The organism is Pseudomonas grimontii (assembly GCF_007858185.1).
Lineage (GTDB): Bacteria > Pseudomonadota > Gammaproteobacteria > Pseudomonadales > Pseudomonadaceae > Aquipseudomonas > Aquipseudomonas grimontii.
On the sequence record NZ_VFES01000005.1, the window covers coordinates 194,187 to 218,984 of the forward strand.

General features: G+C 61.2%; 21 protein-coding genes. 7 read left to right on the forward strand and 14 right to left on the reverse strand.

Annotated features, from left to right (window positions below):
* Positions 1 to 26: 26 nt before the first annotated feature.
* Positions 27 to 824, reverse strand: coding sequence for a class I SAM-dependent methyltransferase (locus tag FIV39_RS10750; protein WP_090404032.1), 798 nt, complete (start codon positions 822 to 824; stop codon positions 27 to 29).
* Positions 821 to 3,046 (reverse strand): cytochrome P450, encoded by a 2,226-nt coding sequence (locus tag FIV39_RS10755; RefSeq protein WP_090404030.1) that lies wholly within the window; start codon positions 3,044 to 3,046, stop codon positions 821 to 823. Before FIV39_RS10755 ends, FIV39_RS10750 begins: the two co-directional genes overlap by 4 nt.
* Before the next feature lie 381 nt (positions 3,047 to 3,427).
* On the opposite strand from FIV39_RS10755, the gene FIV39_RS10760 reads away from it, so the two are divergent.
* Positions 3,428 to 4,120 carry an aspartate/glutamate racemase family protein gene (locus FIV39_RS10760; protein WP_090404028.1) on the forward strand — a complete coding sequence of 231 codons (693 nt, stop codon included), beginning with the start codon at positions 3,428 to 3,430 and terminating at the stop codon, positions 4,118 to 4,120.
* Here the strand turns inward: FIV39_RS10760 and FIV39_RS10765 are convergent.
* The 4 genes from FIV39_RS10765 to FIV39_RS10780 all read right to left on the reverse strand — a co-directional run bounded on the left by FIV39_RS10765 (position 4,117) and on the right by FIV39_RS10780 (position 8,148).
* Positions 4,117 to 4,629, reverse strand: coding sequence for a GNAT family N-acetyltransferase (locus FIV39_RS10765; protein WP_090404027.1), 513 nt, complete (start codon positions 4,627 to 4,629; stop codon positions 4,117 to 4,119). The two genes, FIV39_RS10760 and FIV39_RS10765, sit on opposite strands and share 4 nt — an antisense overlap.
* Positions 4,630 to 4,690: 61 nt before the next feature.
* Positions 4,691 to 5,755 carry a DUF1176 domain-containing protein gene (locus tag FIV39_RS10770; RefSeq protein ID WP_090404025.1) on the reverse strand — a complete coding sequence of 355 codons (1,065 nt, stop codon included), beginning with the start codon at positions 5,753 to 5,755 and terminating at the stop codon, positions 4,691 to 4,693.
* Positions 5,756 to 5,810: 55 nt separating this feature from the next.
* Entirely contained in the window at positions 5,811 to 6,950 is a 1,140-nt protein-coding gene (locus tag FIV39_RS10775; protein ID WP_090404023.1) for a glycerate kinase, read from the reverse strand.
* Positions 6,951 to 7,041: 91 nt separating this feature from the next.
* Positions 7,042 to 8,148 (reverse strand): sugar diacid recognition domain-containing protein, encoded by a 1,107-nt coding sequence (locus FIV39_RS10780; RefSeq protein WP_090404021.1) that lies wholly within the window; start codon positions 8,146 to 8,148, stop codon positions 7,042 to 7,044.
* A gap of 172 nt (positions 8,149 to 8,320) precedes the next feature.
* Here FIV39_RS10780 and FIV39_RS10785 point away from each other — a divergent pair, with 172 nt between their 5' ends.
* Positions 8,321 to 9,631, forward strand: coding sequence for an MFS transporter (locus tag FIV39_RS10785; RefSeq protein WP_090404019.1), 1,311 nt, complete (start codon positions 8,321 to 8,323; stop codon positions 9,629 to 9,631).
* Positions 9,632 to 9,679: 48 nt separating this feature from the next.
* Here the strand turns inward: FIV39_RS10785 and FIV39_RS10790 are convergent, their stop codons facing one another.
* Entirely contained in the window at positions 9,680 to 10,384 is a 705-nt protein-coding gene (locus FIV39_RS10790) for an SDR family oxidoreductase (RefSeq protein ID WP_090404017.1), read from the reverse strand.
* 101 nt (positions 10,385 to 10,485) lie between these two features.
* On the opposite strand from FIV39_RS10790, the gene FIV39_RS10795 reads away from it, so the two are divergent.
* The 3 genes from FIV39_RS10795 (at position 10,486) to rarD (ending at position 13,583) form a co-directional block, all read left to right on the forward strand.
* Positions 10,486 to 11,388, forward strand: a complete 903-nt coding sequence (locus tag FIV39_RS10795) for a LysR family transcriptional regulator (protein WP_090404015.1) — start codon at positions 10,486 to 10,488, stop codon at positions 11,386 to 11,388.
* Between the two features lie 81 nt (positions 11,389 to 11,469).
* Complete coding sequence (locus FIV39_RS10800; protein WP_090404013.1) at positions 11,470 to 12,480, forward strand: aldo/keto reductase; 1,011 nt, start codon at positions 11,470 to 11,472, stop codon at positions 12,478 to 12,480.
* Positions 12,481 to 12,701: 221 nt separating this feature from the next.
* The gene (rarD, locus tag FIV39_RS10805; RefSeq protein WP_090404011.1) at positions 12,702 to 13,583 is read left to right on the forward strand and encodes an EamA family transporter RarD; all 882 of its coding nucleotides are present in this window, start codon (positions 12,702 to 12,704) and stop codon (positions 13,581 to 13,583) included.
* Between the two features lie 7 nt (positions 13,584 to 13,590).
* On the opposite strand, the gene FIV39_RS10810 is transcribed toward rarD, so the two are convergent.
* The 7 genes from FIV39_RS10810 to FIV39_RS10840 all read right to left on the reverse strand — a co-directional run bounded on the left by FIV39_RS10810 (position 13,591) and on the right by FIV39_RS10840 (position 22,114).
* Positions 13,591 to 14,340, reverse strand: a complete 750-nt coding sequence (locus tag FIV39_RS10810) for a fimbrial biogenesis chaperone (RefSeq protein ID WP_090404009.1) — start codon at positions 14,338 to 14,340, stop codon at positions 13,591 to 13,593.
* A complete protein-coding gene (locus tag FIV39_RS10815) occupies positions 14,337 to 15,386 on the reverse strand; it encodes a fimbrial protein (RefSeq protein WP_159440125.1) in 1,050 nt (349 codons plus the stop codon). The genes FIV39_RS10810 and FIV39_RS10815 overlap by 4 nt, the downstream gene beginning before the upstream one ends.
* A 44-nt stretch (positions 15,387 to 15,430) precedes the next feature.
* A complete protein-coding gene (locus FIV39_RS10820) occupies positions 15,431 to 18,115 on the reverse strand; it encodes a fimbria/pilus outer membrane usher protein (protein WP_090404007.1) in 2,685 nt (894 codons plus the stop codon).
* A 68-nt stretch (positions 18,116 to 18,183) separates the two neighbouring features.
* Positions 18,184 to 18,960: a fimbrial biogenesis chaperone gene (locus tag FIV39_RS10825; RefSeq protein ID WP_090409957.1), complete on the reverse strand. Its 777-nt coding sequence runs from the start codon at positions 18,958 to 18,960 to the stop codon at positions 18,184 to 18,186.
* A gap of 108 nt (positions 18,961 to 19,068) precedes the next feature.
* On the reverse strand, positions 19,069 to 19,632 hold the full coding sequence (locus FIV39_RS10830) for a fimbrial protein (RefSeq protein ID WP_090404005.1): 564 nt from the start codon (positions 19,630 to 19,632) through the stop codon (positions 19,069 to 19,071).
* A gap of 235 nt (positions 19,633 to 19,867) precedes the next feature.
* On the reverse strand, positions 19,868 to 20,944 hold the full coding sequence (hppD, locus tag FIV39_RS10835) for a 4-hydroxyphenylpyruvate dioxygenase (protein WP_090404003.1): 1,077 nt from the start codon (positions 20,942 to 20,944) through the stop codon (positions 19,868 to 19,870).
* A gap of 246 nt (positions 20,945 to 21,190) precedes the next feature.
* The gene (locus FIV39_RS10840) at positions 21,191 to 22,114 is read right to left on the reverse strand and encodes a DMT family transporter (protein WP_090404001.1); all 924 of its coding nucleotides are present in this window, start codon (positions 22,112 to 22,114) and stop codon (positions 21,191 to 21,193) included.
* Positions 22,115 to 22,191: 77 nt separating this feature from the next.
* Here FIV39_RS10840 and FIV39_RS10845 point away from each other — a divergent pair, with 77 nt between their 5' ends.
* Positions 22,192 to 23,118 carry a LysR family transcriptional regulator gene (locus FIV39_RS10845; RefSeq protein ID WP_090404000.1) on the forward strand — a complete coding sequence of 309 codons (927 nt, stop codon included), beginning with the start codon at positions 22,192 to 22,194 and terminating at the stop codon, positions 23,116 to 23,118.
* Between the two features lie 27 nt (positions 23,119 to 23,145).
* Entirely contained in the window at positions 23,146 to 24,687 is a 1,542-nt protein-coding gene (locus FIV39_RS10850; RefSeq protein ID WP_090403998.1) for an EAL domain-containing protein, read from the forward strand.
* The last annotated feature ends 111 nt before the right edge of the window (positions 24,688 to 24,798 follow it).

A 24,798-nucleotide genomic window follows, 5' to 3' on the forward strand; every position in this document is an offset into this window, starting at 1 on the left:
TTTTCAGTGTGCGGGGTTTACCCAAGTCAGCGGACTCGTCCCCAGGCGCTGACGAATGTCAACGCCGCGGCGGTAAACGCGGAGTCGTCACGCAGACGGGCCATGGCATCAAGGTCGTCTTGAGTGAGTAACTTGAGTTTCAGCAGAGCAGGCCCAGCCTGTGCGGTGGTTGCAGCCCAGAAGGCATCGGCTGGGCTTTTGTCTCCGATTCGGCCTTCAAAGGTGCAATGCCCAACGTTGGAGAGTCCCCGATCACGTAACTGGCCGGGGAGAGTGTCGGCCCAGAGCATATCGGAACCGATGGACTGCTCCAGGAGGGTAACTCCGGCCTGGGCTACTTTTCGGAACACAGGGTTCGCCGCTATCAAGCTCGGTCGCAGACTCACGTCTTCGATCACCAGCCAACCACCCGGGCGGACCCAAGTGATGGCTCGCGTCAATATGTCCTCGCGTTCGGTGAGGTGGCACAGAAGCGCGCGGATGTGCACCACGTCAAAGGAGGCAGCAGGAAAATCATCGGTCGCCGCATTATGGGTCATCACCCGAATGCGAGGAATATTGGTCAGGAATCGAGTGTCGATGTCGGTGGCGGTGACGGTCGCGTTGGGATAGCGCTTGCTCAGCCAGCGGGCGAGCGATCCAGCACCGGCGCCGAGATCGAGGATGGCAGGCTTGCCCGGAAGATCCAGCTGATCGAAAACCGCTTGGCTCAACGGGTCAAAGGCACGCTCCAGGGTGCGTAACCGTTCCAATTGGCCTGCGTGCTGATCAGCAAGATAACTGTTGGTGTAGCCGGGCTCCTTGGCAAAGTCAGTAATGGTCACAGTACGACCTCCAGTTGATCGGGGCAGCGGTTGAGGAATCCGCGTTCGGCAGGGGTGAACCCAGGAGCCCAGCGCACGTTTGGAAAGGTCTGTAGCAGCATGCGAGCGCTGATCGTGATCTCCATACGTGCCAGCATCGATCCCAGACAGAAGTGGCGCCCCGCTCCGAAGGCGAAATGACTGCTCGCCTGTTCGGTGCGCGACATGTTGAAGGTGTCCGGGTCGGTGAATTGGTTCGGATCGCGGTTGGCCGAACCGATAAGACAGGCCAGGGTCGCGCCAGCAGGAATCGTTCCCGATGGCAGCAGCAGCGACTCACGGGCTTCGCGAAGTACGAGTTGCAAAGGAGGGTTGCGTCGCAGGGTCTCGGCGAGCGCATTGTCCATCAGGTCTGGATTAGCCATCACCGCGTCTTTGACGCCAGGTTCGCTCAACAGGTTGACAATCAGATTCGCCAGGGCACCGTGACTGGTCTCGCTACCCGCAGTCATCAGGATCGCGCAGTAGGACCGGACGAACGTCTCGGACAACGGTTGACCGTCAATCCTTGCCGCCAGAAGCTGCGAGATCAGGTCGTCTGAGGGCTCAGCACGACGAGCGTCGATGTGCGGCTGGATGAAGTCGTAGAAACTGTCTCGGTTGGATAACCCGCCGGTCAACAGTGCCGGATCCTGTCGATAGTTGCCCATGTAAGCGAAGCCGATGGCACACCAACGCTTCAGCTGCTCCACCTCCTCGCGGGTTTCAGCCGGAAGACCCAGCGCACGGGCCATCACCCGCACCGGCAGCGCTGCGGTGAAATCGGCAATGAGGTCCACCTGGGGTCGCCCGTGCATCTGCGCCAGAAGGTCCGCGGTCACCGACGTGATGGATACTTCAAGCGCTGCCAGGGCCTTGCTGCGAAACGAAGGGCTAAGCAACGCACGGTGCTGCGCATGTTCACACCCGTCCATCGTGACAATAGTGTGTCCCAGCAGCGGCCCAATCTGCCAGGTGTAGTTGTTGTTGCTCGCCCCAGGATGGGTCAATGCGGCTTTGACATCCACATGCCGACTGACTAGCCACACATCGGTGGGCTCGTCATAAACGATCGGCAGACTGGTACGTAACCGCTCATACAAGGGGTAAGGGTCGATTTCGAACTGCCGGGATTTAAGGGTCGGTGGAGTAAGTTTCAGGTCCACTTGCCGGTTGTCCTGTGCCGTGGAATCGGCGGCATGCAGGTGATAGCGAGAAACGCTCCGGTGCCAGTCGCCCGCCGCCCGGACAACCTGACGCAGCCGGTCCGGGTCGGTCGCGACGCACCGCCGGTGATTTGCATGCTGGGTGGCGACCGCCGTGAACTGCGCAACCGCCGTGTTCACCATTTGATGGGCGGATTCAATCGCGGCAGGCCAGTCCATGCCAGCGGTATCCGCGAGGATTGAAACCAGGTTGAAGCGTTCACCACACACCACATCTTTGGCAATCGAATGGATATCGTTCGTCCAGGCGATGATATCGGCGCCGTGTTCACGCAACGTGTTCCACCATGCGGTGTCCGCTGGATGCTCGTACGGGTCCAGACTTTCGGCCGCATCGATAAGATCAAAGAAGAACAGTGCGCCGAAAGCGTCCCGGCGCAACGGCAGGTACTCGGCCAATGTGAGCGCCTTGTCGGTTTCCCGCACACGAACCAGCGTCGCCTGCGCACGCAGATGTTGGATCAAATGTCGCACAAGCCTATGCCGCCATTGATCGCCCCCCAAACACCGGGTCTGAGGCCACAGATCGTCGACCAGAACAACGAGCATTGGGTCATCAAATCGGCTGATTTCACCTGATGAATCAGCATCGCCGCCTTCGGTCAACGCCTCTACTGCGATGATGAAACGATCCAACGCACCGTTTTCCGCCCAGGGTCCATCATCGATTCGGTCATCGAGAGTGAGCGCCCACAGATACCAGCACACCAGAATCTCGGCTTGGGGCGTGGGCGCCCTCCCGCACAGCGCAACGCCCAGTTCGAGCAGCGCGGTGGTGCTCAACCGATGTGCACCACGGCGTCCGATCAAGCCGTAGCGCTGCGCCCAAGCGAGCGCATGCGTGCGCAACCGCTCACTGTCGGAACGCGGTGGCGGACCGGCGAAAGGAAGCCGGATCTCGGGAATAACCAGCTGTGTCGTCGGTAAATGACCGCCGTAGGGGGTGCCGGGAGCACCTTCCCGGAGTTCCGCTGCCATGATGTGTCCTCTTCTGTAAGAGATACTTGGCGGCTATTGCCAAGCCGCGTAGCCGGTGAAATCACCGGGAGCATTTTCCCAGCCGGCCCGATCTTGCTCGAAGTTCACATCCTGAGAAATGAGAATTGTCGGAATTTGCCCCAGAAAAACCCCCGCATAGTGGACAGGTGTATTGGTCCCTCATCCATGCGGATTAGATACGTGCATTGACTCAAAATATACTGTCATTTCTTACAGGTATAGACGAGTCAGCTCGGCAGGAAAGCAGTGATTGGTAATCACCGCTTTTTGAACTGCTCTGGTGAATAGGTTGGCAACTGCGTATGACGAATCGGCTTTCGATGGGTAAGGTGAAGCGACCTTCCCTGTCAGGAGCATCACATGCGCACCATCGGCCTTATCGGCGGCATGAGCTGGGAGTCCAGCGCCGAGTACTACCGCATCATCAACCAGCGTGTGCGTGACCAGCTCGGCCCCCTGCGCTCGGCACAAGTGTTGATGTACAGCGTGGACTTCGGCCCGGTGGAACAGGCCCAGCACGCCGGGCGTTGGGATGACGCCGCGCTGATCCTGGAAGACGCTGCGCGCCGTTTGCAGGCGGGTGGCGCCGAGTGCGTGGTGCTGTGTACCAACACCATGCATTTGGTGGCGCCGCGTATCGAGGCGGCGGTGTCGATTCCCTTCCTGCATATCGCCGATGCGGCCGCTGCGGCGGCGGTGGCAGCCGGCACCCTGACGGTCGGCTTGCTCGGCACCGCGTTCACCATGGAGCAGGATTTTCTCACGTCACGCCTGGCCGCCCAGGGCCTCACCGTGCTGGTGCCGGACGCAGACGAGCGCCGCGCCGTGCACCGGATCATCTATGAGGAGTTGTGCGTCGGCGTGATCAGCGAGGCGTCACGCCAGGTCTACCTGCGGGTCATCGACGCCCTGGCCGCGCGGGGTGCCCAGGCGGTCATCCTCGGTTGCACGGAAATCAGCCTGTTGGTCAAGCCCGAACACAGCGACCTGCCGCTGCTGGACACCACCGAGCTGCATGCGCAGGCTGCGGTGGCGTTTGCGCTGGAGGATTAAGCCGACTTGCGCAGACGCGCCATGCTCAGGGTGTCGACGAACACCCCGTCGCGCAGGGCGTAGTCACGCAAGCACCCTTCAACCTCGAAGCCGAACTTGCGGTACAGGTGGTGCGCGGCTTCGTTGTCGGCGTACACCGTGAGTTCCACCCGGTGCAGGTTCATCCAGTTGTCGGCCACGTCCAGCGCGGCCGTCAACAGCCGCGAGCCCACGCCCTTCCCCTGCCAGGCCGTCGCCACGCCCATGCCGAACGAACCGACATGGGCCTGGCGCACACGCAGGTACTGTTCCAGGCCCAGTTGGCCGATCACCTCACCGCCGTGCACCGCCACCAGTTGCAGGCGCCGCTCGTTGTCCATCACCAGGCGTTTGCGCCAGGCCTCGATCGACTGGAACGGCATCTGCAGCACCTGCCGGCACACAGCCGGTTCGTTATAGAGCGCCGCGACACCTTCAAGGTGGGCTTCGGTAAAGCGCTGGATCACGATGTGGGGTTCAGGCGTGTGCATTGCGTTTCATCCTTTGAAAAACAAGTGGCCGGCCAGTGTAGAGGCCATGCCCGCCTCCTGGCTAGGGTGCCGGCGCGGTCGTCCACAAAGACGGCCAATCGCCATAACCCACGCCCGTGCAGCGCGGCATCACATGAAACTCACTGAGCTGGAACGCCTTGCCGTCAAACACCCAGACGCCACCGCCGCCACAGTCACCGATCCCGCGCTGCTTGTAGAAATAACTCAGGGTGCCGGTGGCTTCGTCATACCCCACCGAGCCTTGCAGCGCCGCGCCGTCCAACGGCAAGGGCTCAAGCTCCAGCGGCGTTTGCGCATAGGGCGCCTGACGCTGGCGACTGACCACGTCGAACTCACAGTTGTAGGCTGCGCAGTCGTAACGCACCACCGTCATCGCCTGTTGCGCCGTCAGCGCCCCGGCCTTTGCCTCGGGCTCCCCCTCCTCCGGCGTGACGGCCTGCAATGCAGCGGCCACCAGGCCCGCCTGTTCTTGCGGGGTCAGCGTTGGCGGCGCAGGGAACTTGCGCAACACTGGCGTCGGCAAGCGTCGCGGCACCTCACTGGCCGGAGCTTTTCCGGGGCGTGCCAGGGCCGTCACGTTATCCACCCGCCCCTGCACCGCATCCATCAACAGCAGCGAAGCGCTCAGGCCGCTCAGCGACACGTGCGCCTGCTCATCGCCCGGCAATTGCAAGCGCTGGCCATTGCGCAAACGCTGCAACCAGCGCCGCGCCGCTGCGTCCTCGATCACGCCGTAAGACTGCACCTCGGGATCGCCGCCCTGATCGTCCAGCTCGACGTGCAGATCCCGCGTCAACTCCAGGCCCAGCGGTTGACCGTCCAACAGCAAGGTCGACAGGTCCAACGCCTCGCCGCGATGATCGAAGCGCAGGCGCAGGTACCCTTCAGGCCCGGCCTGGTGCCAGACATGCAAGGTCAGGGAGCTGTAGTCTTCTTCATCAACGCCACTGGGCGCGCTCAGGGCATGGCAATTGCGCAGGTTGTCGCAACCGGTGACCCAGTTCTTGATTTCCCGTAACAGCGGCACGGTTTCAGCAGGCGGTTGAGCGAAGGCAGGAGTGGCGGTGCCGGTCAGCAGCAGAGCCAAGAGTATGGGGCGTCGCATGGGGACTCTCCGTGTCGAAAAAAGGCGCGGATTGTCCCATGTTCGGCGTGGGGCGTCAGCGCTTGGCAGCGACGCGCCACACCCGCGCAATATCCGCCGCGCGTTCGCGCAGCAAACGTGGTGCCTCGCTGCAGGCCTGTTCCAGGCTCATCGGACCAGACGGCACGGCAAACGCTGCATCCACGCCATGGGCATACATCTGTTCGTAGCCGTCGCCCAGGGTGCCGGCGATGACGATCACCGGGACGCCGTGTTGCTGGGCGATTCGGGCCACGCCGAAGGGGGTTTTGCCGCGCAGGGTCTGGGCGTCGAAGCGGCCTTCGCCGGTGATGACCAGGTCGGCACCGCGTATGGCCTCGTCAAGTCCCACCAGTTCGGCGACGACTTCCACGCCCGCGCGGAACTGCGCGCCGAGGAACGCCTTGGCGGCAAACCCCAGGCCGCCGGCGGCGCCGCTGCCGGGTTCGTCGCGCACGTCCTTGGGCAGGACGTTGGCGCAGTGATCGGCGAAGTGGCCGAGGGCAGCGTCCAGTTGTTGCACCTGCTCGGGGTTGGCGCCTTTTTGCGGGCCGAAAATCGCCGAGGCGCCGTGGGGGCCGCACAGCGGGTTGTTCACATCGGCGGCGATTTCAACGCGTACCTGGGCCAGGCGCGGGTCGAGTTGTTCCAGGTTGATATGCGCCAGCCGTGACAAGGCCAGGCCTCCGGGTGGCAAAGCCTGTTCCGCGGCGTCGAACAGTTGCACGCCGAGGGCCTGCATCGCCCCCGCGCCGCCGTCGTTGGTGGCGCTGCCGCCAATCGCCAGAATGATGCGCTGGGCACCCAGGTCCAGGGCCGCGCGAATCAGCTCGCCGGTGCCGTAGGTGCTGCTGGTGCACGCATCGCGCTGGCCTGGCGCTACCAATTGCAAGCCGCTGGCTTCGGCCATTTCGATGATCGCGGTGTGGCTGTCGGCCAGCCAGCCCCAACGTGCTTCAACCGTAGCGCCCAGAGGCCCACGCACCGCCTCGCGGCGCAGTTGGCCGTTACAGGCGGCGAGCACGGAGTCCACCGTGCCTTCACCACCGTCCGCCATCGGGCACTGGATCACCTGTGCATCCGGCCAGACTTGCGCCAACCCTGCGGCAATGGCCTGGGCGACGCCCTCGGCACTCTGGCTGTCCTTGAACGAGTCAGGGGCGATGATGATTTTCATGGGCTTTCTCCGGGTTTTATGACGCCCATGCTGCCAGTTGGCACCGCCGATGACGCCGGTCCGATGCACAAGTACGGGTAAGGTTTGTTGTTCATTCCGACAAAGCCTGGGGCAACAGCTGCACGCCGAGGTACAGCGCCAGCATGCCATCCAGGGTCAGCGGGTCGACGCCGCTGAGTTCGGCGATGCGCTCCATACGATAACGCAGGCTGTTGCGGTGAATGCCGAGGGCGTCGGCACAGGCCTGGCTTTGCCCGTCGTGTTCACACCAACTGCGCAGCGTGGCCAGGAGTTGGCCGTTACCGTCCTTGGCCAGCACCTTGCGCAATGGGTTGAGCAACTCGTCGAGGGCATCGTCGTTGCGATGACGCCAGAGCATCACCGGCAGGCGGTAGCGGTTGAGGGTCAACAGCCGCGACTGCGGCAGCACATCGCGACCGTAGGCCAGCAAGTCACCGACGCGACGATAGCAACGGCGCAATCCGGCCAGGCCATCCGCCTGCCCGCCGACCGCCACCCGCAGGATATTCCAGCCCAGGCCCTGGAGCTTTTCCAGCAGCCGTGGATTGTCCACCTGGTGCGTCGCCGGTCGGCACCACAGCAGCGAGAACTGCGCGGAGCTCACGCACCAACTGTCCGGATAGCGCGAGGTCAGCCAGGTGTTCAAGGCCTCAGCCGATTGGCCTGGCCCCAGTTCGAACAGGTACGGCGTGCGTGCCAGCTGCGGCTTGAGGCCCAATTGCTGGGCTTCATCGACCAGGCGTGGTGAGTCGCCGCTGTCGGCGAGGAGCAACGCCAACAGATCATCACAGCGCTGGCGTCGCCATTGCTGCTCGGCTTGCTGGTGGCGATGGCTGACGAGCATTTCGGCGGTCATGCGCACCAGTTCCGCATAGGTGCGCAACAGCTCGGGCTCGCCGGTGATGCCCAGCACGCCAATCAAGCGCTGATCGTGCATCAGCGGCAGGTTGATGCCCGGCTGTACGCCCTTGAGGTGCTTGGCGGTCTGCCCGTCGATTTCGACCACGCGACCATTGGCCAACACCAATTGTGCGCCTTCGTGGCGGGTATTGACTCGCTCGGGCTCACCGCTGCCGAGGATCAGGCCCTGACTGTCCATGACATTGACGTTGTAGGGCAGGATTGCCATGGTCCTATCGACAATATCCTGCGCCAGGTCATGATCCAGCTCGAACATGCGGCCGTCTCCTTGAAAGAAGCCCTTAAAAGCGTGGTTGTTCATCGGCACAGCGCAACGTATGCATCACTGTGCGCAAGCACAAAGACAGCACCCCGCCACGTGGCCGAGACTCGTTGGGCGATCAACGTTACCCTCGCATCGCAAAAAATCATAATAAAGAGAGATTCCCATGTCACAGAGCGCCGCTGTCACACTGGCCACCGATGACGATAAAAACGCCATCTACAAGCGCGTTACCCTGCGCTTGATCCCCTTCATTTTCATCTGCTATCTGTTCAACTACCTCGACCGGGTCAACGTTGGCTTTGCCAAGTTGCAGATGCTCGATGCGCTGAAATTCAGCGAAACCGTGTACGGCCTGGGTGCCGGGATCTTCTTTATCGGCTACGTGCTGTGTGGCGTGCCGAGCAACCTGGCGCTGACCAAGTTCGGTCCACGGCGCTGGATTGCGTTGATGATGATCGTCTGGGGCACACTGTCCACCTGCCTGCTGTTCGTCACCACGCCGACGCACTTCTACACCTTGCGCCTGTTTACCGGTGCGGCCGAAGCCGGCTTCTTCCCCGGAGTGGTGCTGTACCTCTCGCAGTGGTTCCCGACGTTCCGCCGTGGGCGGATCATGGCGCTGTTCATGTCGGCAATCCCGGTATCCGGTTTGCTCGGCAGCCCGTTTTCCGGCTGGATCCTCAACCACTTCGCCGCCGGCCAGGGCGGCTTGGCCGGCTGGCAGTGGATGTTCCTGCTGCAAGGCATCCCGACCGTGATCCTCGGCGCCCTCGCCTACTTCCTGCTCAGCGACAGCTTTGCCCACGCCAAGTGGCTCAAGCCCCACGAGCGCGCAGTGCTGGAAGCCGACCAGGCCACCGACCTGGCGAACAAGCCGAAAACCACCACCGATTCACTCGGCGAAGTGTTCAAGAACCCGGCGATCTGGGCGTTCGGCCTGATCTACTTCTGCATCCAGAGCGGCGTGTACGCCATCAACTTCTGGCTGCCATCGATCATCAAGAACCTGGGCTTCAGCGATAACCTGGTGATCGGCTGGCTCAGTGCGATTCCGTATCTGCTGGCCGCCGTCTTCATGTTGCTGGTAGGCCGCTCGGCGGACTTGCGCAAGGAGCGTCGCTGGCATCTGGTCGTGCCGATGTTGATGGGCGCTATCGGCCTGGTGATCGCCGTGAACTTCGCCACCACGCCAGCGATTGCCATCCTCGGCCTGACCATCGCCACCATGGGCGCCCTCACCGGCCTGCCGATGTTCTGGCCGGTACCGACCGCCATGCTCAGCGCAGGCGCAGCGGCCGGTGGCCTGGCGCTGATCAACTCCATGGGCCAGATGGCCGGCTTTCTCAGCCCGTATATCGTCGGTTTTGTGAAGGACGCCACCGGCTCCACGGATGTGGCGCTGTACCTGCTGGCGGCGGTGATTGTGGCGGGTAGTGTGTTGGCGTTGCGGATGACACGGACCTTGAAGGTATAACGCATTGCATGTGGGAGCGGGCTTGCCGCTCCCACATTTAGTCCGCGTCTACAGAAGGCCGCCGCCGTCTATATCAATGACAGCACCGGTCATGTAGCCATTTTCCATGGCGAGCACATACCCCGCTGCCACTTCCTCTGCCTGTCCCACGCGCCCCACCGGCAACGCGCCACCCGCCTTGGCAAACATCGCCAGGCGCTGGTCCTCCGCCAACCCCGCATACGCCGGGGTATCAATCACACCGGGGCTCACCACGTTGACGCGTCGCGGCGCCAGCTCCTTGGCCAACTGCTTGCCCAGGGCTTCAGTGGCCGCGTTGATACCGACTTTGATGAACTGGCCCGGCACCAATTTGCGCCCCAGTTGCCCCGAGGTCAGGCTAATGCTGCCGCGCTCGTCAAGGAAAGGCAGCGCCTGCTGGATCGCCCGCAACGCGCCCCAAAGTTTTACGTTGAAGTTATCCTGGGCCTCGTCCAGATCGGTTTCGATCAAGGTCTTGGCGCGCACCGAGGGGCCGGAGGTGTACACCAGATGGTCAAAACGCCCGACGGTTTCGAACAGACGTTGCAGGGAGGCGGCGTCGGTGACGTCCACTGGCTCGCTGCGCAGCCCCTTGTCGCGGCCCGACGATAGGCGCCGCCCCGCCAACACCACCTGAGCACCGCGTGCAGCAGCGGCCCTGGCCACGGCTGCACCGATCCCGCTGCTGCCGCCGATCACGATGACCGTTTTACCGTTGAGGGGAGAAGTCATGGAGAAGTGTCCTGGGTTAGAAAGTGAGCGTTCATCTTCCCAGCTTGGCAATTGGCGAAAAATCCCGGTAAAACGACAAGATCTTTAAAGGATTTTTACAAATGAGCTCAATCCTCGACCTTGAAGTGTTCGCGCGCACCGCCGACACCGGCAGCCTGTCTGCCGCTGCACGTGGCCTCGGCTTGACGCCAGCCGCCGCCAGCATCGCCCTCAAGCGCCTGGAAACCCGCCTGGGTATTCGCCTGCTGGCACGTTCCACGCGCAGCATGCGCCTGACCGAAGAAGGTCGGCGTTACCTCGACAGTGTGCGCGAGGCCCTTGCCGCATTGGCCGACGGCGAGCAAGCGCTCAAGCAGCAGAGCCAGGGCCTGACCGGCCTGTTGCAATTGGCCGCGCCCTCGGACTTCGGGCGCAATGTGGTCCTGGGCTGGCTGGATGAGTTCAAGCAGGAACACCCGAATATCCGTCTGCAATTGCTGCTCAACGACAGCAATGCCGACCTGTTCCGCGACACCGTCGACATCGCCCTGCGTTTCGGCGTCCCCCGGGACTCCAGCCTGGTGGCGCTGCCGGTGGTGCCCGACCACCAACGCATTCCCTGCGCCAGCCCCGACTACCTGGCGCGCCACGGCACGCCACGCACGCCGGCGGACTTGGCGCAGCACAACACGCTGCGGTACATGCGCCAGGGCCGGGCCAACAGCACTTGGTACTTTCGCCAAGGCACCACGTTGCAGGAAGTCGAGGTGACGGGCGACTACCTGAGCGATGACGGAGAAATTGTGCGGCGCTGGGCACTGGCCGGCCACGGTATTGCCTACAAAGCCAACCTCGACATCGCCCGGGACCTCAAGGCCGGACGGCTGGTGCAACTGTTGCCGGACTGGCAGGGAGAACCCACGCCGTTCAACCTGATGTGCCCGCATCGCCTGCAAGTGTCGGAACGGGTGAAAGTGCTGCACCGGTTTCTACAAGTGCGCTGCCAGGCCTTGCTGAGCACATGAAGAAACGCGCGCAGGGCTTGTTCCAGAGCCTGCGAGTCTGGTATTGCATAGGGCACGTCTCACAGCCGCAAGGAGCTTTGCATGATTTACCGCACATTGGGCCAGTCCGGTTTGAAGGTCAGCGCCTTGACCCTGGGCACCATGATGTTTGGCGAGCAGACCAACACCGAGGACTCGCTGCGCATCATCGACAAGGCCTGGGACCAGGGCATCAACTTTATCGACACGGCGGACGTCTACACCGGCGGGCGCTCCGAGGAGATCGTCGGCGAAGCCATCGCTCGCCATCGTCAGGATTGGGTGGTGGCGTCGAAAGTTGCCATTGGCCCCACGGAGGGCCTGCCCAACCGCAGTGGCCTGAGCCGCAAGCGCATCTTCAACGCGCTGGAAGCCAGCCTTACCCGCCTCGATACCGACTACCTCGACATCTACTACCTGCACCGCGAAGATCACGACACCCCGCTGGAGGTGACGGTATCGGCCATCGGCGACCTGATCCGCCAGGGCAAGATCCGTTACTGGGGCCTGTCCAACTATCGCGGCTGGCGGATTGCCGAGGTGATCCGCATCGCCGAACGCCTGGGCGTGGACAAACCGGTGATCAGCCAACCGCTGTACAACATCGTCAATCGCCAGGCCGAGGTGGAACAGATCACCGCTGCTGCCGCTTACGGCCTGGGCGTGGTGCCCTACAGCCCACTCGCCCGTGGCGTACTCAGCGGTAAATACGCGCCGGATGCCACGCCCGAAGCCGGCAGCCGTGCAGCCCGCCAGGACAAGCGCATCCTGGAAACCGAATGGCGCATGGAGTCGCTGCGCATTGCCCAGCAGATTCAGCAGTACACCCAAGGGCGTGGCGTGGGAATCGTCGAATTTGCCATCGCCTGGGTGCTGAACAGCTCGGCGGTGAGTTCGGCGATTGTCGGGCCGCGCACCGAAGCGCAGTGGGATGCCTATACCGGGGCGCTGGACGTGAAGATCACGCCTGAGGATGAGGCGTTTATCGATTCGCTGGTGACACCAGGGCATTCGTCCACGCCGGGGTTCAATGATGTGGGCCATTTTGTCTCGGGCCGGGTGGCGCGCGTTTAGGCGGATTGACCAAGCGATGGTTGCGGAGCGGGCTTACTGGTGGCAAGCCCGCTCGCCACAACAACAAGCCGACTGCCCCTACCAAGCAAACCCAGACCGCGGCAGCGAGAAATCTTCCTGAAAAACGCCCCAAAACAGCGCAACCCTCTCGCGTCAAAAGCACCATAATCCGCTCTTGAAATTCCCCCTACTGTTTTGAAATCGGTTTTCGCGAGGGCAGCGTGTCTAAAGGTGTTGTGTTATCGGTGTCGGCCTCGGTGTTGTTTGCCGTGATGTATTACTTCACGTCATTGCTGACGCCATTGAGCGGCCTGGAAATTTTCGGCTGGCGCATGCTGCTGACTATGCCGTGCATGACGGTGTTCATGATCGTCAGCGGCGAGTGGCGCCGGGTGTGGGAATTGCTGCAAGTGCTGGCAGCCAAGCCTCGGCTGATCGGCGGCGTGGTGCTTTCGTCGGCCTTGCTGGGCGTGCAGTTGTGGTTGTTCATGTGGGCGCCGCTGAACGGGCGCAGCCTGGATGTGTCGGTGGGTTACTTCCTGCTGCCGCTGACCATGGTGCTCACCGGGCGCCTGGTGTGGGGCGAACAGCTTTCCTACCTGCAAAAGATCGCGGTGTTTTTTGCGGGCCTTGGGGTACTCAACGAGTTGTTCCAGGCCGGTGGGTTCTCCTGGGCGACGCTGGTGGTCATCATCGGTTACCCGCTGTACTTCATCGTGCGCAAATACCTCAAGACCGACCATCTGGGCGGGCTGTGGCTGGACATGGCGCTGATGCTGCCGGTGGCCTGGTGGTTTGTGCAAAGCGGCGAACAGGGCTTCGCGGTAATGGATGCCCACCCCAAGCTGTATGGGTTGATCCCGATGCTGGGCCTGATCAGCGCCTCGGCGCTGGTCAGCTATATCATCGCCAGCCGCCTGCTGGCGTTCAGCCTGTTCGGGCTGCTCAGTTATGTCGAGCCGGCGCTGTTGCTGGTGGTGGCGCTGCTGCTGGGTGAAGGCATCAAGGCGGGCGAATGGTTGACCTACATCCCGATCTGGATCGCGGTCATGGTGCTGGTGTTCGAAGGGTTCAAGCATTTGGTGCGACAGCGCCGGGCTTGAACCGTCGTCACCTGGAATGCCCCAACTGCGCAGCATGAATTTGAGTTGCACCTTGATCGTCAAGTGTGGTGAAGCGCAGTGTGGCGCCGCCCTCCCCGCTGTGCGGCAGTCTTGGCATCGCTACGATGGCTTTGGATCGAGGCGCGATCATCGGCGGGTCTTCGCTTTGGTATTCAACGCCTTCGAGTGTCACGACGATGCTGGACAGCGTGACGTGGTAGTCGCCGGGATTATTCACGTGCAGCGTCGACTCATCACCGGTAACCAGCTGCCATTGCAAGGCATTACCCGAGTCTGCCGCCGCCCCCTTCAGTTGGCTCGGCCGCAAGAACAATTTAACCCTCGTACGGAATGCCAGATTCACCTGGTTGTTTTGCGCGGATGGCTCAACGGTCGGCCTGATCGCAAGCACGTTGAGCCAATACACTGATTCCCGATCCTCCTTGTGCTGTGAAGACGATTGATGGAGCAGGCGCAATGCTCGTCCACTGCCGGCCTCCATACGGAAAATCGGTTGTGTGACAGTGAACGGCACATCACTGTCTTCAGGCAACGCTTCGCTATTGTCGGCGTCGACCCATACCTGGACCAGCCGCGGGCCATCCGTGTCATTGGTGAGGTTGACCGTTACTTCACGGGCCTTTGCCGGATAGATCACACGGGTACGGTCGATGACGATTTCGCCCTGGACCAGGGGCGCCTGCAGCACCATCAGGAGCCCCACCATGCCGAGCCTTCGCAGGAGCATCCGGCTCATCGGTAACTCATCGTGAACGTTGCCACGCCATTGGCGCTGCCTGGCGCGATCGTCTGCTGGGTCTGGATATAGCGCGCAGTCAGCGGAATTTGCACCGTGGCATTGCCCGTCGTACCCACCATCCATTGATTAGGGTTGCCCACGCTTGAGGAGTCCGCGCCGTAACGAACCAGAATATTGCCGCTGCGTACCAACTGCAGGGCTACGCCCCTGGCCTGCGAATTTGCGGTCAGGGACAACACATCGCTGCGGTTAGAGCGCGAGGTATGGTCAGTGACAGTGATAAACACATCACGCGTGCCCCCGGTGCCGCCAGCGCAGGAGAGCGTGATATTGCGGGTTACGCTGCCCGCATGACTACCGACGCCACCGAACGCCTTAACCGGTACGCTCCCCAACGACATCGCAATGGAGGGCGTCGAAACCCGGCAGGTCGGCTTAAGCGGTGAGCTAATGACCAGCGCCTGCATATTGACCGGATGATACCCAGGGGCTGAGGTAACGGTATTTTGCACCCTGTAGTGCGCGACAGTGCGCGTGGACGCAGTCCCAGGTGAAATCGCCCCTCCCGTGGCCACCAGGTATAACCGTCCCTGCAGGCCCCAAACAACTGGCTTGGGATACTTCACCCTGAGCAGTGATGCGGCCGATTGGCCGACAGCGGCGAAGCCATGATTCGGGTCCCGGGCCATCATTGCAAACCCCACCCCGGGCAAGCCGGTGGCGAACACCGGCATCGTCACTCCGTTGGCATTGAATGTCCTGCCAGTGGCGTTAGCGTTGACCGCGTTGATTGTCGCAGTTACCCAATGGAAACCGCTCCAGAAGTCATAACGGCACTGCATGACAGCGCCAGGTGCATTCAATGGATAGCCTTCCGGTAAACCGATCACCTGCCCGGCCTGAGGGTTGCTCGGGGCGATGATAGGGGCAATGTTGATAGTCGTTGCCCCTTGCGGAGAACAATTCCCACCTGAAAAAGCATGCGCGTGCATCGCCAGCGTCCAGCCGACAAACGTCGAGGCAGTAAGCCAAAATAAATTCATACACAAGTCCTCTGCTGGTGCCCCACAGATGCGGCACCGAATATTCACGGGTGCCGATTGATATTGCCGGCTACTTGGCGAGCCGCGCTGGGTACGCACAATCCTTGGAGATAGTCGACGTCTTGCTGGCGGGTGTTTGCGGCATGTGCGGGCATCTGGTAATGCACGTCGCATCGTTCAGAAATCTTTTCACCCCATTTGACGGTCAACGTACCGGCCGCTGGGATATCGCGGACAAAGGCTTTGCTGGCTTGGCCCACTACGCCCACTTCCCGGCCTTGCTGGTCCAGAACCTGCGCCGCAAATGGCAGCGGCTTACCATTTTGCTGTTTGGCCTGGACGACCACCGCCCGCCCGCTGACGGTCTTGAACTCCACCAACTGCACTGCACCCAGGGTTGGAACGATATTCACGCTCGACTCTTGAAGCTCCACATCCATGGACATGCCTTGCGGATCAACACTCACCGTATTGTTCTGGAACGCCCTGAGCGACGGAACCACGGCATAACCGCTGCTATTGATGCGCGTAACACCGTCATGGCCCAACACTGCGCCTTCAGCATCCGGCACATGAACCAGCGCCGAGGCTTCTCCCAGGCTTTGCGAAAACGTCACGCCATCGGCGTGAACGACGACGCCCCCATCGACGCCAAATGAAAGCTGCGACCTATCGCGGCTCTGGCCATAACCCGCACGCACGCTGGCTGAGCCGGTGCGGTAGCCTGCATGGGTGTTAAGTTGGCTGGAACTCGTGCTCTCACTGGTCGCGCGGCTGGCAGAAACACCGTAGTCGAACTCGGCGTTCTCGCCCAGGAAGCCGTTGATGCCCACCTGCTGCTGGCTGCCCCGTGTATCGCCGGTATCCCGGGACAACGAAGTATTCATCGTCGGCGACCTCGGCTCGCTCCCCAGCGGCATTGACAGCGTGAGCATGTAGCGGTTATCGATGCGCCCAGGTTGGCCGATACGCCCGAAAAACACATCGTCACTGAGCTCGCTTTGGGTCAGTTGCCGCGTGTCCTGGACCCTGGAGCGTTGCGCCGAGAGGTTCCAGTTGAGCTTTTTCCAGGTCGAGCCGTAGCTCGCAGTGAATGAAACCTGGCGCCCTTCCTGCCCGCCCCAGTAGTCGACTGAGCTGCCGTACAGGCTCAAGGTGCCGATGCCCAACTGCTGGCTGATGGTCAGGTCAAGCCGGCTTTTTTGCCGGGCATAACCGTTGACATCACCGGACTGGCGAGCGATTTCACGCACATTCAGTGCATCCGGAAGGTTCAGGTAACCCTCTGTAGAGAACCGGTAGGCACCCAGCGCAAAATGCGTACCCGAGGTGGGCAGACTTTTGTTGTAGCCCACGCCCAGGCTTTGGCCGGACAGGCGTCCATGATCAGCTACCTTGGTATGCGAGGTAGCGCCGTCCAGCGAGAAGGCACCGATGGACGTATTTAACGCAACACCGACCTTTCCCTGCTCATAGCCTTTGGAAAGACTGCCGCCGCCATACACCGTCAGATCATCGGTCAAGCCGTGTTGCAGAGTGCCTTGAAAGACGTTCGCGCCCTTGGCATCGATGCCCTTTTGCTGCACCTCACCCAAGGTGGCGCTGTATTTTGTCGTGTCGGCCCGCAGTAACTCCGGGGCCACCGAGTACGGCACGACGAAGGTGTTTCGACGCCCGTCGACTTCCGTCACGCTAACGATCAAATCACCGCCATAACCCGTGGCATGCAGATCACTGATGACAAAGGGACCAGGCGCCACGGTGGTCTCATAAATGGTGTAGCCGTTCTGGCTGATCGTGACCGTTGCATTACTGTCGGCGACACCGCGCACCTGTGGTGCATAGCCTTGCTGCGTCTGCGGGCGCATGCGGTCGTCGGTGGCCAGGGTTACGCCCCGCAGACGTACCCCGTCGACAATCTGTCCGTTGCTGAAGGTGTCTCCGAGGGTCAGTTGTGACTGCCAGGGGATGATGCTGCGTTGCACATAGGTGGCCGTGTTCTGATAGGTCTCAAAGCCTGTGCGATTGTTCCAGCTCTGGGCCCCCTGGTGCCGCAGGCGCCAGGCACCCAGATTGATACCGGCATTGAGGCCCAGGTAGGTGCGACCGTCACCTTCACCGGCAGTGACCGCACTGCTACTGAAGTTGTAATTGAGCAACCCGGCGGCAATTCCCTCATCAAACGTCTCGGGGTCAATGTAGCCACGCATGGAACGCTTCATATAGGCCTGCGGCACGCTGGCGGCCAACTCGAGTGCACCTGGATCGAACGTGCTGGACGCCATCGGAATCCACTGCCCCAGGTCGCCGCAATACTGGCCGGCTGCGGCAGGGTTCGCGAGTTCACGCGTACGGGCATCGGTATCGACCTTATCCATCGCGATACCGATTTTTTCCAATACTTCGCGGCTCAAGCACGGCTGCGCGCCGGCCTTTGCATGGGCTGCGACGAACTCCACCTCCCTGCGCCCCAACGCCTGGCCGTTGACCACGATATCTATGCGATATATGCCAGGACTCATCTGGTTGCCGGTATTGAACCGTGACATGTCAACCGACGACGCCAGGCCACTGGAGAATGCATTCAGATCAAAGCTCAACTCAGACGCAAGCGCGGTATCGCTTGCGATTACGGCCGCACTCATCAAACCGCCCAACATCATCTTGCGATGCTGGAATGGCAAAATCGGGGCGCAACGATGCACCCGTACTTGGATGTGACTAGGCATAGTTATGACTTCAGTGGACGCTGGAAAATTTACGTTTGCTTGCCATCAGCAACGTTCCGGGGGCGCGTTCAGCGATGCAAGACAGCAGGCTGCGCCGATGAAAAGCCGCCGAAATCGTTGATATAGGTGAAATTCACCCGTGCATCGGCGGGTATTACCTGCGCGGCGTTCGGTACCGGCACCTTCAACGTGCCTCCCGGCGCCACCATTCCTTCCGGCAGGGATAATTTTTCCGCGCCGGGATGGGAGCCCATAAGCAGGGCAATGTCGTTGAAGGTGACGTGATACGCCGATGGGTTGTGCACCTGTATCACGTTGTCCTGGGCGACCTGCTCCAGGGACCAGCGCAGCAGCCCTGGCGCCTCCTCGGGTGTTCCAGATAACTGCGCCGGGCGAAAAAACACTTTGGTGCGGATACGGAACGCGAACTTGAAGTGATTCCGCTGGCTGTCTTCAAGCGTGGGATCAAACTCACTGGTAGCGCCAGGTACTTCAAGGACGTTCAACCAGAACAGCGACTCTCTATCCGCAGGCAACGGTGCCTTGGTGTAGGACAAGCGCATGGACTGGCTTTTGCCGGCGTCCAGGCGAAATACCGGGGGAGACATCACGAAAGGCACATCGCTCAGTGTCGGCGCGGCCTCGGGGTCACCTGCGTCCAGCCAGGCCTGGACCAGGCGGGGTGCGTGTTTGTCATCATTGGTCACTCGAATGGTGACCTCGCGTCGCTGCTCGGGGTAAATCTGTCGCGTACCGTCGATAACTACCCCCGCCTGCGCCCCATGCGAGGCTATCCCCAAGGCCAGGCTCAACGCGACCGACACCACGCGATGACTTAAGAACATCAGTAAATCCTGCATCGGGTAATCCTTGAAAACAGTTGTCCTGCGCCCGACCGCTGGGTCGAGCGAGGATCTCAGGCAACAAACGCAATGGTCATCAGCGAGGCTGCATCAAGGAAAGGTGACCGAGTACTGCACGCTGCTGGTGACATTACCCGCGCCTGCCGCTCCGCCGTTGGCGATGTAGCGTGCGTAAAACGGCAAGGTCGCCAGACCATTGGTCACGGTGGCAACGGTCGAGTTATTACCTGTGCGCAAGTCCATTGGCGTGTTGGAAGCGCCATCGAGAATTTGTACCTCTACCCGCGAGGCGGGTGTTGCCGTGGCGGTATTACGCAGGTTGCCGGTTGCCGGGTTGATGCCAGGGCTGGTCGGCTCATAACGTACGGCGACCTTGGTCCCGTTCGGGCACCCGCCCGAGCCGCCCACATAGACGAAGTAGCGCTTGCTGCCGGCCGTATCGCCTGCTGCCCTGAGGGACGAGGTTTGCACGCGATCAAGCACTACCGGAAAGTTGGCACCTGAACCTGGCGAGGCTCCGGTACCGCCGCTGATGGTGCAGGTGGTGCCACTGACCGAGCCAGTGATCGTGATGGTGCCGTCTGCCGCATAAGCGGAGCTGGCAGCGAAGCCGCACAAAGCCAGTACTGCAGCCGCGAGAGTCTGTTTTTTCATAATCTGCCTTTCCTTAAAATTTGGGGTCGCGAAACGCATAATTTCGACACAGGAGAAGATCAGCTCTTGCGTCATCCATGGGTGGGAGTCTCGTCAAACTTTGTTCCACAGACCCGAGGAAATGTCCGTTACAAGACTTTTCGGAGCTGTTTGACAGACAAAAAAAATGCTCCGTACCTTTCGATACGGAGCATGCTCCTGAAGCGCCCGGACAGCCTGCCAGGCCTTACATGGATCAGTCGGTGGTCAAGACGCCACGGCGGACTTGATCGCGCTCGATCGACTCGAACAACGCCTTGAAGTTGCCCTCGCCAAACCCATCATCGCCCTTGCGCTGGATGAACTCGAAGAACACCGGGCCCATCAGGGTTTCCGAGAAAATCTGCAGCAATAGGCGCTTGTCGCCCTCAATGGACGAACCGTCCAGCAGGATGCCACGCGCCTGCAACTGATCCACCGGTTCGCCGTGGTTCGGCAGGCGACCTTCGAGCATTTCGTAGTAGGTGTCCGGCGGCGCAGTCATGAAACGCATGCCGATCTTCTTCAGCGCGTCCCAGGTCTTGACCAGGTCGTCGGTAAGGAACGCCACGTGCTGGATGCCTTCGCCATTGAACTGCATCAGGAACTCTTCGATCTGCCCGGCGCCCTTGGACGACTCTTCGTTCAGCGGGATGCGGATCATGCCGTCCGGGGCGCTCATGGCCTTGGAGGTCAGGCCGGTGTATTCGCCCTTGATATCGAAGTAACGCGCTTCACGGAAGTTGAACAATTTTTCGTAGAAGCCGGCCCAGTAGGCCATGCGCCCGCGGTAGACGTTGTGGGTCAGGTGGTCGATGACCTTGAGGCCGGCGCCCTGCGGGTTGCGCTCGACGCCGTCGAGGTAGACGAAGTCGATGTCATAGATCGAGCTGCCCTCACCAAAACGGTCGATCAGGTACAGCGGCGCGCCGCCGATGCCCTTGATGGCCGGCAGGTTCAGTTCCATCGGGCCGGTTTCGATATGGATGGGCTGGGCACCCAGTTCCAGCGCGCGGTTGTAGGCTTTTTGCGAGTCCTTGACGCGGAACGCCATGCCGCACACCGACGGGCCGTGCTCGGCCGCGAAATAGGAGGCGATGCTGTTGGGCTCGTTATTAAGGATCAGGTTGATCTCGCCCTGGCGGAACAGCTGCACGTTCTTGGAGCGGTGGGTCGCGACTTTGGTGAAGCCCATGATCTCGAAGATCGGCTCCAGGGTGCCTGGGGTCGGCGATGCAAATTCGATAAATTCAAAGCCCATCAGGCCCATTGGGTTTTCGTATTGGTCGGTCATGGCCGGTGCCTCATCATTCTTGTGGGTAGCAATTGATTATTTGCGAGCAAGGATGAGGTCAGAGGGAGGCGCACACGAAAGGCCTCGCACGCTGCGGGCGAGGAAGTCACCAAAGATGAGAGGGGAGCCGAGTAGCTTCATGGTTACATCAGTCTCTGACGGCCGAGGCTTGCGTGAGCGCAAGTTCATATTCTTGTATGCGTAAATTGATTCTACACAGCGTAATCGTATTTGTCCGTACTCTTATCAAATCCCCATTGCCCTGGCCTGTGCAAGGGGTTTGTTGCACAGGTAAATGCCCAGCAGGATGACGCTTGCGCCCGCCAGCATCGGCGCGGTCAGCTGTTCACCCAGCAGCAGCGCACCGCAGATCACTGCCGTCAGCGGGTTGAGAGCGATAAACACGCCGGCGCGCGTCGCGCCGATGCGCCGGATGCCATCGTAGTAACCGATGTACGCCAGCGCCGAGCCCAAAACGCCCAGGTAGGCCAGGCTCAACCACTGGGTCATCGCTAAGTGAACAAGCGCTTCCAGGCTGACGCTTGCCGTGGCCACTGCGGTCATGGTCAACATCAACGTACCCAGCAGCACCGACCAGGTCACCGTCTGCAACGGCCCCAGGCTTTGGTTGAGCCCACGGGCACACAGCGAATAAACGCCCCACCCTGCCACACAGCCAAGGATCAGCAGGTCGCCGATCCACGCATCGGCGGTGGCCTGCAATACCTGCGGGTTGCGACTGACAATGACCGTCCCGGCACCGACCAGGCACAGCAGGATACCCAACAGCTTGATCCGGCTGAGCCGCTCCTTGAATAACAGCCAGCTCGCCAGGCCGATTACCGCCGGGTTCAACGCCACGATCAACGAGGCCCGCGACGCATTGATGTACTGCAACCCGTAGAAGAAGCACAGGTTGTAGAAAAAAATCCCGAAGAAACCCAATAACGCCAGTTGCGCAAGTTGCCGGAGGTTCGGGCGTGTCAGGCGGATACGCGCGCAGACCATGAACAGCAACAACGCCAGGCTGGCGAGGATAAAACGCAGGCTGGCGGCCAGCAGCGGATTGAGCTGGTCGGCCAGGAAGCGGCCGGCGACGAAGGTTCCGCCCCAGATCATGGTGACGGTGGCGAGTTTGCAATAAGTCAGGCGATCGGAGGCGGCGTGCATGAGGATGGGCTCAAAGTACGGGAGACTTCGCGTATTCTTCAGCTAATAATCGATCATCGTAAAATGAGCTTTCACTCATGACCCTGACCCAATTGGAAATCTTCTCACTGGTTGCCGAGCTGCAAGGCTTCACCAGTGCCGCCCACCGCTTGGGCATCAGCCAATCGGCGGTGTCTCACGCGATCAAGGCCCTGGAGCAGGAGCTGGGTGTGGAGCTGTTTCGGCGCCACCAGTCGCTGGTAGAGCCGAGCGACATCGGCCAGCAACTGCTCGGACGCGCCCGTGCCATGCTCGGCCTGGCCAACACCCTGCAACAAGAGGCGGCCGATGCCCGTGGCATGCGGTGCGGCACCTTGCGCATCGGCTCGTTCGGGCCGACCGCGTCGATTCGCCTGCTGCCGGCCATCCTCAGCGAGTTTCGCGCTGCCCATCCGGGGATTGAGGTGCATGTGGACGAAGGGCCCGACCGCCAGGTGCTGCAGTGGCTTGATGAGCGTCGGATCGACGTGGGTTTTGTGGTGCTGGAACAGGAGCGCTTCGACACCTTCGCCTTGTTCGAGGACCAGATGGTGGCGCTGCTGCCGGCGGGTCATCCCTTGGCTGCGCGAGACACACTGGCCCTGCAGGACCTGTGTGACGATGCCTTTATCCTGACCGAAGCCGGTTCCTCGGAATTGGTCACCCGTCTGTTCGACGCCGGCCAACTGCGGCCAAAGGTCCGTTACCGCTGCGCGCAACTGCTGAGCACCCTCGAAGCGGTCAGCCGCGGGGACGGGCTGAGCCTCGTCGCCGAAGCCTCGCTGCCCCAGGCACATGATCCGCGCTATGTGAGGCGACCGCTTTCGCCCAGAGTGCCGCGCCAGATTGGCCTGGCGGTGCTTGATCGGCGGCAGTCGTCGCCGGCCACCCTGGCCTTTATCGAGATTGCGCAAAGCCTGGGTAGGTCGAGCAAATTCCAGGCGGGCCATCTATCATCGACACATTCCTCACCGGCCTGCCGGTAAAGCCCCCTGAGCAACAGGCCTGAACCCATGCCTCTCACCGTCAAAGGCCCGCGAAAGCTCCTCACCCGCTATTCGATCAGCGTGCTGTCGGGTCTGCTGCCGATCCTGCTGGGTGTGGCCATCCTGTATTGGCAAGCCGAACGCACCCTTGAACAAAGCACGGCGCAAACCGCCCAGGAAGCCGTACGCCAATTCGACCTGATGCTCGACAATACCGCCCTCGCCGCCCAGGCCTTGCTGCCACTGGCCGGACAACCGTGTGACAGTGGCGCGCAACTGGCGCTGCGTGAACAAGTCACGCGCCGCCCGTTTGTGCGGGCGACAACCTTGTCCTGGCAGAAAAACATCTATTGCACCTCGCTGTTCGGCAGCAACTACGAGTCGCCGGTGAATCCGGATGACTACGTCGATGGGCGCCTGTGGTTGATGAACGGCAACCCGGTTACGCCGGACACCGCGCTGCTGGTCTACCGATTGGTCGACGGGGACAAAGCGGCGTTTGCCTCGATTGACGGCTATCACCTGACCAACGCCCTGCGCCTGATCAGCCGCTATGCGCAGCTTGTACTGCAAGTGGGGCCTCACTGGCTCGGCGCCGATGGCAACGTGCATGAGACTGCGGTCCCGGTATTTGCCGTGGCCCATCATCATCTGGCGTCCGAGCGCTATCACTACAGCGTGGATGCCGGCATGCCGGCCGGTGAGGTGTGGCGCTATATGCAGGCCCGCTACCCCGCGTTGTTCAGCCTGGTGGTGTTCTTTGGCGTACTCGCAGGCCTGCTCGCACACTGGCTGCAAAAGCGTTCCTCGGCGCCAACCCATGAGCTGCGGCGGGCGCTCGGGGCCAATGAGTTCATCCCGTACTTCCAGCCGGTGGTACGCGGCGACACCCGCGAATGGGCCGGTTGCGAAGTGCTGATGCGCTGGCAGCACCCCAAGGAAGGCCTGGTCCGGCCCGATCTGTTTATCCCGCTGGCCGAACATTCTGGCCTGATCGTGCCAATGACCCGTGCTCTCCTGCGCCAGACCGCCGCCCAATTGGCGCCCCACGCGATGCGGTTCAGCCCGGGGTTCCATATCGGCGTGAATATCACCGCGCGCCATTGCCACGACCTTGCGCTGGTGGAGGACTGCCGTGAATTTCTCGCCGCCTTCGCACCGGGCCAGGTGACCTTGGTACTGGAGCTGACCGAGCGCGAGCTGATCGAGCCCACGGATATTACCCGTCGACTGTTCGATGCCTTGCATCAACTGGGCGTGATGATTGCTATCGATGACTTTGGTACCGGTCATTCCAGCCTGGGTTATTTGCGCAATTTCAATGTGGACTATTTGAAGATCGACCAGAGTTTTGTCGCCATGATCGGTGCGGATGCACTATCGAGTCACATTCTGGACAGCATCATAGAATTGTCCGGAAAGCTGGACTTGGGCATCGTTGCAGAAGGTGTAGAGACCGCCGAGCAGTGCGAATACCTGGCCGCTCATGGTGTGGATTTCCTACAGGGTTACCTGTTTGGCAGGCCATTACCCAGCGATGAATTCATTAAAAACCTGACCAGCCATTGAATAGCCATGCACTAGCGGGTTGAAATAGTGTTAATAAGGCAAAAGACGTGATTTACTCGTGGTGGATTAACTACTACAATTTTTCTTGCCTGTGCAGAACTCGCAGGACGA